The organism is Vibrio neptunius (assembly GCA_019339365.1).
GTDB lineage: Bacteria > Pseudomonadota > Gammaproteobacteria > Enterobacterales > Vibrionaceae > Vibrio > Vibrio neptunius.
The window spans coordinates 563,092-574,539 of sequence record CP079859.1 but is presented as its reverse complement, the minus strand read 5'-3'; the positions used below and the strand labels follow the sequence as shown (position 1 = coordinate 574,539).

The following is an 11,448-nucleotide window of genomic DNA, read 5'->3' as shown; positions in this document are numbered from 1 at the left end:
ATATGACACACACACGCAAAGAGACTCCTTTCCAACTGGTAGCTTCTGATCTCGATGGCACTTTACTGGCACCTAACCACCAGCTGAGTGACTTCTCTAAGCAAACGCTGAGCGAACTACACCAAAAGGGCTACACTTTTATCTTTGCTACCGGTCGTCACCATGTCGATGTCTCCGGTATTCGTCAACTCGCGGGCATCCCGGCTTATATGATCACCTCAAACGGTGCCCGTGTTCACGATCAAGACGACAACCTGATGTACAGCAACAATGTACCGCAAAATCTGGTTCAACCCGTGATCGATGTGATCAGACAAGATCCTGATATTTTTATCCATATGTATCAGAATGATAGTTGGCTCCTAGACAGAGACGACGACATGCTCGCGAAATTCCACAGTGAATCTGGTTTCGCCTATCAGCGCTTTGATGCCGATGTGGCGCCAACCAATGGAATAGCGAAAATCTTCTTTACCCATCCAGCTAAAGATCACGACCATCTGGTGAAGTTTGAGCAACAACTTAATGACAAGTTTGGTGACCAGCTCAATGTGGCGTTCTCAACTCCTTGGTGTCTGGAAGTAATGGCGGCAGAAGTATCGAAAGGAGAAGCGCTTAAAGTTGTGGCTGAGTCTCTCAATCTCACAATGGAAAACTGTGTTGCTTTTGGTGATGGGATGAATGATGTTGAAATGTTGTCCATGGCAGGCAAAGGCTTGGTGATGGAAACTTCGCATATCAAAGTGAAACAAGCCTTGCCAGATAATGAAGTGATAGGCAGTAACGCCGACGATGCGGTGGCACACTACCTACATACTCACTTGTTCTAATCTTCACTCTTTAAGAGAGACGCATTACCTTTGCGACGGTAATTTCTCTTTATCCAGTATCGCCTGCCATTCCTGCTCACTCACCGGCATAATTGACAGGCGATTGCCACGCTTCACCAAAGGCATGTTTTCCAGCTCAGGCATCGCTTTCATAACTGAAAGAGGGATCAGCCTTTCCGTCTTTCTGACAAACTCAATATCCACCATCACCCAGCGTGAGTTATCCGGCGTAGACTTCGGGTCAAAATAGTCACTTTCAGGGTCAAAGGCGAAATGATCGGGGTAAGCCTCTTTGGTTACTTTCGCAATACCAGCGACTCCAACCTTCTTGCATGAAGAGTGGTAAATCAGCACCAAATCACCTTCTTTGACCTGATCTCGCATCATATTGCGCGCCTGATAATTACGCACCCCTTCCCAGCAGGAAGTATTTTGTGTGCGAAGTGTGTCAATAGAGAAAGTGTCCGGTTCTGTTTTGAATAACCAATATGCCATAATGACGTCCGAATAATTAAGTATGAGGAAGATATAGCATGAAGGCGTTAAGAAACCCAGTAACAGTGACGACCTTACTGGCCCTTCAGGCCTGTGCCGGTTTTCAATCCGGACCGGAGCAAGCGCACAGCCCCCAAGCAACGCTGAGTGACCCTTCCTCGATCAAACCTCAAACTTTTGTCATGCGCGGTAAAGTCATCCTTGGTCATGAAGTACGCTCTATTGTGCCGTGTGGTAGCCAGCAACAATATTGGTTGGATCTGCCTGAAGATAGATTCCAGCAAGGGATGAAGCTGGTACGTTCTCCTTATGCACCACTGTACGGCGAGGTGATTGGCCATCTTAAACCTGTGGGTAAAGAAGGATTCGCCGCTGATTATGCTGCTCGCTTCGTAGTCGACAAGATTAACCTACTGACAGCAGAAAACACCCAACGTTGCGCACAAACTGTTCAGCCTACGACAGCCTTTGGTAACGAGCCATTCTGGTCAGTTCAATTTGCAGACAAGGCCCTACAATTCAGCCAGATGGGCCAAGAAACACAACAACTAAAGCTGACCACAACAAAGATTGAAGCGGATCGCCGCCGCTACACATTCAGCCAAGGCCAACTAGAGCTTAACCTGCGTAGTTGCAGTGATGGTATGAGTGATAGTCTTTACGGCTGGAGCTCAACCCTCACAATCGGCGATAAAACCTATCGTGGCTGTGCGACGTTATCAAACCAAGACACGACCCAACGCTGGGCGGCGACTTATCAGGCTCAAACAAGCAAGAATGCTCCCTTTAGCGTTTCTCTGGCAATAAACCCAGACCACACCGCCAACACCACTTACCGCTATCAGAATGGTGGTTCGGATACGGTTGAAAAAGGGTTCTGGCAACAATTGAATCGCAATCAAGTTCAAATTGTAGGTACTCACTTACAGGGGCAAAGACTTAACTCAGAGCGTATCTACACCCAAGCGGATAACCGACTGATCACAAATAAGGAGAAAGTGGGTAACGTTGTCTACGACATTACGGACGGCGGACTCACGCTTTACAAAACGGGTAATACTCTTTCTTCCCAACAAACCGTGGCAGACAGCAACAAAGTCCCGTCAAGTGCGGAGTTTAACCCACGAGTTGATCAAGCTCTGCGTGATTACTTCAAGGAAGAGAAGCAGGATCCCACTGGTACACGTTATCGCTGGTTGACGTACGATCTTAATGGCGATGGCAACAAAGAATTGCTGGCTCAGCTAGACTGGTGCGGCTCAGGTGGTTGCACCTTGCTGATTTTCAACAATGTGGATCAGAAATGGCAATTCAATAGCCGGATTACCTTGGTTCAAACGCCTTTAAACTTAGGAACGCAGTCTCATCAAAATTGGCGCGATCTGGTGATGTTTGTTAGCGGTGGCGGCGCCGTACCCAACCAGCACACTTTGCAATTTAACGGTACACACTACCCTCTCAATCCAAGTGTCGCGCCCGTGGCAAACTACGAAGAAATCAGCCCAGTTCAGCTGTTTTCCGATGGTCTGACTCCTCATCAGGGAGGCGTCACGCTGTAAGATGTCGACTTCAAGCCCCTGCCCAAAATGTTTGCTAAATCACAACTGTGTTTGTAAGTACTTACCTCACATCAATGTGCCAGCACATCTGGCTATCTTGATGCACGAAAATGAGTGTCAGCGGGAAACCAACACTGGGCAGTGGCTACTGAAAACGGTCCATCCTAGCAGTCAACATATCTGGCAACGCAAACAGCCCTGCTCCGAACTGGCTCGACTAATCAACCATGAGGGTTATCAACCGCTGCTGCTGTTTCCTGGTCAAGATAGCCTACCCATCAACCAGATTACTCGGCACACAGAGCAGAAAGCACATAAGCCTTTATTCATTATTCTTGATGGGACTTGGCAAGAAGCGAGGAAAATGCTGCGTAAAAGCCCTTGGCTGCAGGCACTTCCCAAAGTGCACTTAGCTCCAGCTTCTACATCCAACTATCAGCTGAGGCGTAATCAAGATAAGGGCCATTTATGCACACTAGAGGTGGGTGCAGAAATCATAGGTTCTTTAGGCCAAGAACCACAAGCAGAGCATTTACGGCAGTTTCTCAGTCACTACATGAAAGCATTTCAGGCGGATAAAAGCGGGCACGCGCTAAAATAGCCGTTTTGATACCCTGAGATAGACACCTTGTAAATAGTCGCCCCCTACTTCTTCCGTAATCTCACACGCCGCTAGGTTGTGAACACACTGCGCAACCATTTTCCCCTGGTGCACTTGGTAAAATTTGACTCACTGCAAGATGATTGGGCGCTGTTTCGGCTCCGTATCCTAGTTGGGACATATAGCCATCCATCGTGCACGGCTCAAAGCGAACCGGAGTTCTCACACAGTAGCAATAATTCCTGTAAACAGGAGACTTCAATGTCGGGCAATGTCCGAGCTCTTCGATGCTGGATTAAGCTAGAACCTTGATCGTTGAACCAACACGCCGACAAGCCACTATTTTTGGCACCTTTAACATCACTAATCAAATGATCACCAACGTGTAAGATGTTCTGCGCCGAGCATTGAAGATGATTGATGGCTTTGTTGAACATCTGTGGGTGTGGTTTAGCATAGCCATCCGGCCCTGATTGAAGAATTAAGGAAAAATACTTAGCCAAACCGATACGCTCGGCATCCACATTGCCATTGGTAATCGCCACTAAAGGCATTTGCTTAGCAAGCCTCTGCATAACCTGATGCGTTTGTTCAGGTACAGTAAAATCACTGCGTAGCCGCAGTACTTCCTGAATGGCCTGATCAGCGGCACATTTGGCCTCTGCTTGCTCATAGCCGAGTCGATAAAGGCCTTGCTCTATCTGAGTATGGCGCCACAACGTCATATCATTATGCAGCCAGGGGTCAGCAACCACCAATTCCATTTTTAACTCATGCCACCAGCTTAGTGGTTTGCTCGCAGAAATCGGGTGGTGTTTATGCAGCCAAGCAACCACCTGCGCCTCCACCCTAAGAATCACAGGACGGTTGTCATACAAGGTATCATCAAGATCAAACGTCATCGCTTCAATGACAGGTAATTGGCGATAAAAATACATCAATCACTCTCTTTCTTTTTGGCTCTGGGATGAGCCTGGTCGTAAACATCGGCAAGATGCTGAAAGTCCAAGTGTGTATAGATCTGAGTGGTTGAGATGTTTTCATGACCCAGCAGCTCTTGAACGGCTCTGAGATTGTTGCTCGACTCCAGCATGTGAGTGGCAAACGAGTGACGCAGTTTATGTGGACTGATATGACTGGCAACAGACTGCTTTTGTCCCCATTCAGCCATGCGCTTTTGCACATTACGGTGTGAAATCCGCACCCCCAGCTTAGACACAAACAACGCAGACTCATCCGCATTGGCTAGTGAACCTCGTACTTTGAGCCATTTGGCAACCCACTCTTCTGCCATACCAGAAAAAGGCACTTTACGCTCTTTGTCACCTTTACCTACTACACGTATCTCCCCAGAGGATAGACTGACATCGCGTGTATCGACACTGACCATCTCAGCCAGTCGTAAACCTGCGCCATACATCAGTTCCATCATCGCTCTATCGCGTATGGCTAACGGGTCATCTTCGTTGACCTCGAGTAACTGACCGACTTCATCCACATCGAGATTCTTCGGTAAGGGCCTTTTCTTCCTTGGAGCAGACACACCCTTGGCAGGATTTGCTGTTAATTCTCCTCGCAGGATTAAGAAATCAAAGAAACTCCGTAATGCGGACAATCGAGTAGCAAGACTACTGGCTTTCATGCCATCGCGCATACCTTTACTCGCCAGTTGACGAACCCAAGCCGCATCAACCTGAGACCAGTCTTTCAACCCCATAGTCACCAAATGTTGAGCCATGGTTTCCAGTTGCTGCTTGTAATTACGTTGAGTATGCAGACTAAGCCCTTTCTCACTTCTCAAATACTCATAGAAGCGATTGAGAGGGCTTTTAAGTCCGTTAGGCAGAGGTATTACTGATTCGTTCATGGTCGTCACTTTGCCAAGGAAGAGTTTCTACCAGGTGAGAAAGCACCAGAGCGAGGTGTCGCAGGAATAAGGTGTCCATATGCGGCTGAAAGTGCCCTCCATCGCTACTGGAAAAGGCCAGAATACCTTGTAATGACTTCTTATTCAGTGGCAACACCACGTAAGATCCCATCTCAGGGGCGCGCGTTGTACCACCAAACAGCAGTTCTCTATCCGCCTTACGCATCCGCCCTAAGTAAGCACTCTTACCATTGAGATGATTAGTAGCAAAACGCTGGTAATTGTCTTTATCGAGCGAGTAATACGCTGACTCACTATCGAGCAAACGCACATACGCCATCAACCCGAGAGATTTAGCCATCTCTTCAACAGCTTTAACCGCTGGCAACAAGGCATCACAAGTCAGGATATGCTCCTGTAAACTCATAAACTCATGAAAAGTACGATCATTGTTTTTCGCCAGCGACATCAGAGTGGTTATCTCTTCTTCTAGCTCTTCAATACGCTGACGTTGTCTGGTCATTTGAACATGGACCAGTGACACCGCACCCTGCTCTTGATGAGGCAAGGCAAGGCGATCGACTAAATCACTTCGGGTGCTAAAAAAATCTGGGTTGTCACGCAAGTATTCCGCGACAACCTCAGCTGTCAGCGCATCAGCTTCAATCTGCGACACGTTAGTTCCTTTATTTTTTCTCTTCTTAACAGCTTAGCTGACCATCGAACACATGAGTGGCAGGGCCCGTCATATAAAGGGGCTTTCCTTGTCCTTGCCAGCTGATTTTTAGCGAACCACCTGGCAGGTTGACTTTCACCTTCTCGTCCAGTAGTTCCTGAACAATACCTACTGCAACCGCGCCACAAGCCCCACTACCACATGCCTGAGTTTCACCAGCACCACGTTCATACACTCTAAGATTCACTTCGCTGCGGCTTAATACCTGCATAAAGCCAGCATTTACTCTCTCAGGAAAACGCTCGTGAGATTCGAGTAGCGGGCCTAAAGTATCGACATCAGCGGTATTGGTATCATCAACCACGGTGACAACATGAGGATTCCCCATACTTACCGCACCACAGAACAACGTCTTATCATCAGTACGCAAGATATAGGTCTTTTCGGTCTGCTTAGCTTTGAATGGAATCTTGCTTGGCTCAAATTCTGGCACACCCATGTTAACCGTCACCTGATCGTCTTCCTCGATATTGAGGACCATTTTGCCTTTCTTTGTACTGACACTGAAGCTGTACTTATTAGTCAGGCCTTTCATACGCACAAAACGAGCAAAACAACGTGCACCGTTACCACACTGCTCCACTTCACTACCATCAGCATTAAAGATACGGTAGTGAAAGTCGGTTTCTGGATCATAAGGTGCTTCAACCACTAACAGCTGGTCAAAGCCGACTCCTGTATGACGATCCGCCAGACGGCGGATCAAATCAGGAGAAAAGAAAATGTTCTGAGTAATGCAGTCAACGACCATGAAGTCATTACCCAAACCATGCATTTTAGAAAAGTGGAAATGCATAAGACGCCAATTACTCCGGAAGAATATTTTCTAGGGCCCATAGGCTCGACAGCTCTTCTCGCTGACGTACTAGATGAACTTTATTGCCATCAACCATCACTTCAGCAACACGAGTACGTGTGTTGTAATTGGATGACATCACAAAGCCATACGCACCTGCTGAGCGAACAGCAAGTAGGTCATTTTCCTGCAACACCAGAGCGCGGTCTTTACCAAGGAAATCTCCCGTCTCACAAATTGGGCCAACCAGATCGTATGTCACTGATTCACCTTCACGTGGGTTAACAGGAACAATGTCTTGCCATGCCTGATACAAAGCCGGTCGCATCAAGTCATTCATCGCGGCATCGATAATGGCGAAGTTTTTATGTTCTGTATGTTTTAGAAACTCAACCTTCGTCAGCAGTACACCTGCGTTGGCTGCAATTGCACGGCCTGGTTCGAAAATCAGCTCCAGATTTTGATGGTTTTCCAGTCGACCTAACAGTGCTTTGGCATATTCAGAAGGCTCTGGTGGCAGCTCATCACGATAGATCACACCCAGTCCCCCACCCACATCAAGATGCTCAATATTGATGCCTTGTGCTTTTAAATCATCAATAAGTGCCAGCAAACGGTCAGTAGCATCAATAAACGGTTCGATATCCGTTAATTGAGAGCCAATGTGACAGTCGATACCTTTGATCGTTAAGTTTTCAAGGCTTTGCGCGAACTGGTACACCTCAGGCGCACGGTCAAAGGCAATACCAAACTTGTTGTCACGAAGCCCCGTAGAAATGTAAGGGTGCGTATTAGCATCTACATCAGGGTTGATACGCAATGAGATCGGCGCTTTAACGCCCAGCTCACCCGCGACCTTGTTAAGGCGTTCTAGCTCTGGCTCAGACTCTACATTGAAACACTTGATACCCAGTTCAAGTGCACGTTTCATTTCAGGCGCCGTTTTGCCGACACCAGAGAAGACCACTTTGCTTGCTTCACCGCCCGCTGCAATCACACGTTCCAGCTCACCACCAGAAACAATATCAAAACCTGAACCAAGACGAGCGAGTGTATTAAGTACACCTAAGTTCGAGTTGGCTTTAACCGCATAACACACGAGGTGCGGGTGCTTACCAACGGATTTGTCAAAAGCATGCCAATGACGCTCAAATGTTGCGCGAGAATATACGTAAAGTGGTGTTCCAAATTGCTCTGCTAAGTCAGTTAATGGAACATCTTCGGCCCAAAGTTGGCCATCATCCTGATAGTTGAAGTAATCCAAAGTGCTATCCCTTATGTCATTATTTATTGTTGTGAAGGCTGCTCGTTCTGAGATGCATCTTCAGGCATGTAAAGAGGACCAGTCTGACCACATCCAGTCAGACCAAGAACAGATAAAAGAAACAGAGCGATGAGTGATTTTTTCATGGGTTGTATCGTGATTAATCTTTCAATGCCCCCTATAATCGCACCACACTCAGGAAAAGCAATAGGATTACAAGATGAACGAGACTGAATTTCATCAGTTGGCAGATGCTCAAATGCAAATTATCGAAGAAATGATTGATGATTCAGGTGCGGACATTGATTATGAAACTTCTGGTAATGTCATGACCCTAGAGTTTGAAGACCGCAGCCAAATCATTATTAATCGCCAGGAACCAATGAAAGAAATCTGGCTGGCATCTAAATCTGGTGGCTTCCACTTCGCAATGGTAGAAGGTCAGTGGACCTGCTCAAAAACGGGCTTAGAGCTGATTGCGATGGTAAAACAAGAATGCGAAAAACATTCAGAGGAAGAGATTGAATGGGTGTAGTGACCTGTATAGGCCAGACACAAAAAAGAGCACAGTGAGTGCTCTTTATTCATCGATTCGATTTACGCATTTACGGCCCGACTTGGCTTGGAATAGTTCGAGCCATCATTTCGATATGGCACAATATAAGAATCACCTTCTACTGGGTGAACGATTTGATAGTATTGCGGCAAATTGAAGTTAATAAACTGAGTCGACAATTCGTTATCATCTTTGACGGACGTGTAGAAACTGTTCACGCTGGCAATCATCTCATCTTTCATGCCACTGAATTGATGATATACCTCAACACGATTCGCCTCATCCAACACATAAATATTGAAACCTTGTGCAGAGTCTTCAAAAAAGAACTGAATCAAACCCTCACTGGCAAAGCTATCGACAATTTCTGGTAGTTGGTAGTCTTGTTCTTTGTCCAACATTAACAAAGGCGAGCCTTTCAGCTTACTGGTCGAAATACTGCGATAAAAATCGACCGAATTCTCCAACATCTGTACAGATACACCACGACGTTCAAAGAATAAGCCATAGGTTTGCTGAGCAATACGCAGCGCTTTAAAACGGCGACGCTTCTCTTGTTCAATCGGCTTAAGGCGCAAATCAATGCATTCAGCGAGCAGTTGATAAACCATGTTGCGCATCACACCACGCAGATTCTTGCTATAGCAGAACACATCGACGGATTCTGGTGGTAGCGCGTCTTGGTGCATCTTACCCATAATGGTCTTTAACGCGTCCAACATGGCAGTTTCACCTTTAAAATGCAGCGTGCGCACTTCATGCCAAGAATTCCGATACACCAGATCGACACTACCAACCAGACAGGTTTGTTTTGAGCCGAAGCTAAAAATATCTGTCGTTTTAAGGTCAACTTTCAGCGAACGCCCACTCAATGCCGCAGTAGGATCATTTTCAAAGTTGATGAACATTGCCAGCTGGCTGATTTCACAAGGACTCGCCAATGCCTGCATGGTTGGGCGACGCTTACGCAATGAAAAGGTATTCCGTAAATCGCTGACCATCTGATAAAACTTATCAATATCCAAGTGAGCATCACGAACTACCGAGTGCAGACGCGTCGACTCTGTAATTAGACCATTGAAAAATGACCAAGCGACCAACTTACTGAGGTATTCATTATGTTCTAAGAATGGCTGACCAAGAAGACGTTCTGGCTGAAGAGGTTGCTTATAGAGGTACCAACCCGCTTGATTTGTACGACCCGGCCTCACTTCAATAAAGCTCAAGTCGGATTCATGTAAATCTGGTGAAATTTGCGGGTTAAGCAAAGTTACCTTACCAGGTAAAACCTCAAACGCAGCATAAAGCTTACGCGCTAAAATACTAATGTCTTGTGGACTGATCGCAGAAGTGATGTCGTTACGTCGAGCAAATTGAATCAGATTCCGGTAGCTCAGCATAAGTGCATCAAGTAAGGCATGGTGAACTACTTTCACTTGTTCAACCTTCCAGTTACGGCGGTCATCCAGCTCAACAAGCACTGAATGCTCCCAATGCCATTTCTGGATCATGTCACTCATGGCTTCACGGCGCCAAGCAACGGAACCCATGTCAGGCTCACGAGATAACTTCTCATGCGTTTTTAGATAAAAGCAGCGACGGACAAGGTCAAGACGCGAGTGATCACCAATGCGTACAAGATAGCGCGTCACCTTTTCAAGCATCAAGTAGTATGCATCCATCCCGTAAAGGTCAGGTTCATGGGCAAAAAAGCGACGCTTGGTATCAATACTGAGGAGTTGAGTGTTCGGATACTCCCACGAATACGCTTCAAGCAGAATCGCTTTCAGCACCGACTTATAAGGTGAGTCAATGCTCTTGTACAACTGCCATAGATTTGAGCCAAAATATTCTTCGGCTGGAATACGGTTCAGTTGACCAAAATCAATCCATTGCGAGCAATCTATGCAACCTTGGCGACACAGATCTCGAACGTATTCGTCGTAACACTCTTCCATTTCAGGTGGTACGATTTGCCATAGCAAACGTTGACCGGCAAGACGAACAGCAGAACGATAAAATTCATCCAGTAGCAAAAGGTGCTGGGATGAACCACAGTTGTCACCTGTCATTTCTTCAGAGCGATTGGTGCGAAAGCGCTCCTCATCCATCAGGAAGAAATTTGCCTCAACACCCTGTGTCTGAGCCCAGTCGGTGATCAGCAGGCATTTATTGGTTAGGCATTCTCTTTCTTCACAACTCATCGACGGTGATACACACACCCAGATATCGAGATCGCTCGAACTACTCTGCCCAATCGAAGAGGTGCTCCCCATAGTATACAAACCAAGGATGGCCGACTCTACACTGGTGCGCAGCGATTGCCCAATCGTAAGCTCAGTATCCTCAATAAACTGCTTCTGCACTTCATTGAATTCGAGACCGTATACACCGTAGGGGACTTGAGAATCGTAATAACCGGGGATGGCTGGGTGATTGAAGTGCAGAAGAGTAGGAATCAGATGGAAAACACGCTGACTTTGCATATCCATAAGAGCCAGCGCGCGCTCAATACGCTGCTGGTTTAGGTTATCAAGTCTCTGGATAAGCGTCTTTATATAAGCCTGCAAGGGTGATTCCTTGTTTGATTCCTAACTGTGCCTTGACGACAAATTGTTCTAAAGCACTAACAAAACGTGATCAATCTAACATTTTTATTTCGATTGGTAAAGAAATGTACGATCGAATCGACATTGTTTTGTTAATCAATATGCTCGCGACATAGTGTGGTACGTATCCGCCTT

General features: G+C 46.6%; 11 protein-coding genes and 1 pseudogene. 4 read left to right on the top strand and 8 right to left on the bottom strand.

Going from position 1 to position 11,448, the window contains the following annotated elements; genetic code table 11:
* The first annotated feature begins 2 nt into the window (after nucleotides 1–2).
* A complete protein-coding gene (locus tag KW548_02745) occupies nucleotides 3–830 on the top strand; it encodes a Cof-type HAD-IIB family hydrolase (GenBank protein QXX07026.1) in 828 nt (275 codons plus the stop codon).
* A 24-nt stretch (nucleotides 831–854) separates the two neighbouring features.
* On the opposite strand, the gene KW548_02740 is transcribed toward KW548_02745, so the two are convergent.
* Nucleotides 855–1,325 carry an EVE domain-containing protein gene (locus KW548_02740; GenBank protein QXX07025.1) on the bottom strand — a complete coding sequence of 157 codons (471 nt, stop codon included), beginning with the start codon at nucleotides 1,323–1,325 and terminating at the stop codon, nucleotides 855–857.
* Nucleotides 1,326–1,363: 38 nt separating this feature from the next.
* Between KW548_02740 and KW548_02735 the strand changes: the two genes are divergently transcribed.
* On the top strand, nucleotides 1,364–2,884 hold the full coding sequence (locus KW548_02735) for a hypothetical protein (GenBank protein QXX07024.1): 1,521 nt from the start codon (nucleotides 1,364–1,366) through the stop codon (nucleotides 2,882–2,884).
* A gap of 1 nt (nucleotide 2,885) precedes the next feature.
* The gene (locus KW548_02730) at nucleotides 2,886–3,485 is read left to right on the top strand and encodes a DTW domain-containing protein (protein ID QXX07023.1); all 600 of its coding nucleotides are present in this window, start codon (nucleotides 2,886–2,888) and stop codon (nucleotides 3,483–3,485) included.
* Between the two features lie 203 nt (nucleotides 3,486–3,688).
* On the opposite strand, the gene yigB is transcribed toward KW548_02730, so the two are convergent.
* The 6 genes and pseudogenes from yigB to KW548_02700 all read right to left on the bottom strand — a co-directional run bounded on the left by yigB (nucleotide 3,689) and on the right by KW548_02700 (nucleotide 8,389).
* Nucleotides 3,689–4,423 (bottom strand): 5-amino-6-(5-phospho-D-ribitylamino)uracil phosphatase YigB, encoded by a 735-nt coding sequence (yigB, locus tag KW548_02725; protein ID QXX07022.1) that lies wholly within the window; start codon nucleotides 4,421–4,423, stop codon nucleotides 3,689–3,691.
* Nucleotides 4,423–5,352, bottom strand: coding sequence for a tyrosine recombinase XerC (xerC, locus tag KW548_02720; protein QXX07021.1), 930 nt, complete (start codon nucleotides 5,350–5,352; stop codon nucleotides 4,423–4,425). The genes yigB and xerC overlap by 1 nt, the downstream gene beginning before the upstream one ends.
* Nucleotides 5,324–6,028 (bottom strand): DUF484 family protein, encoded by a 705-nt coding sequence (locus KW548_02715; GenBank protein QXX07020.1) that lies wholly within the window; start codon nucleotides 6,026–6,028, stop codon nucleotides 5,324–5,326. Before KW548_02715 ends, xerC begins: the two co-directional genes overlap by 29 nt.
* 25 nt (nucleotides 6,029–6,053) lie before the next feature.
* Nucleotides 6,054–6,884: a diaminopimelate epimerase gene (gene dapF, locus KW548_02710; GenBank protein QXX07019.1), complete on the bottom strand. Its 831-nt coding sequence runs from the start codon at nucleotides 6,882–6,884 to the stop codon at nucleotides 6,054–6,056.
* 10 nt (nucleotides 6,885–6,894) lie between these two features.
* Nucleotides 6,895–8,148 carry a diaminopimelate decarboxylase gene (gene lysA / locus KW548_02705; GenBank protein ID QXX07018.1) on the bottom strand — a complete coding sequence of 418 codons (1,254 nt, stop codon included), beginning with the start codon at nucleotides 8,146–8,148 and terminating at the stop codon, nucleotides 6,895–6,897.
* A gap of 23 nt (nucleotides 8,149–8,171) precedes the next feature.
* Nucleotides 8,172–8,389: pseudogene (locus KW548_02700) on the bottom strand (lipoprotein).
* Between KW548_02700 and cyaY the strand changes: the two are divergent.
* Nucleotides 8,369–8,683 carry an iron donor protein CyaY gene (gene cyaY / locus KW548_02695; GenBank protein QXX07017.1) on the top strand — a complete coding sequence of 105 codons (315 nt, stop codon included), beginning with the start codon at nucleotides 8,369–8,371 and terminating at the stop codon, nucleotides 8,681–8,683. The pseudogene KW548_02700 and the gene cyaY sit on opposite strands and share 21 nt — an antisense overlap.
* Before the next feature lie 62 nt (nucleotides 8,684–8,745).
* On the opposite strand, the gene KW548_02690 is transcribed toward cyaY, so the two are convergent.
* Nucleotides 8,746–11,274 (bottom strand): class I adenylate cyclase, encoded by a 2,529-nt coding sequence (locus KW548_02690; protein QXX07016.1) that lies wholly within the window; start codon nucleotides 11,272–11,274, stop codon nucleotides 8,746–8,748.
* Nucleotides 11,275–11,448: the final 174 nt, after the last annotated feature.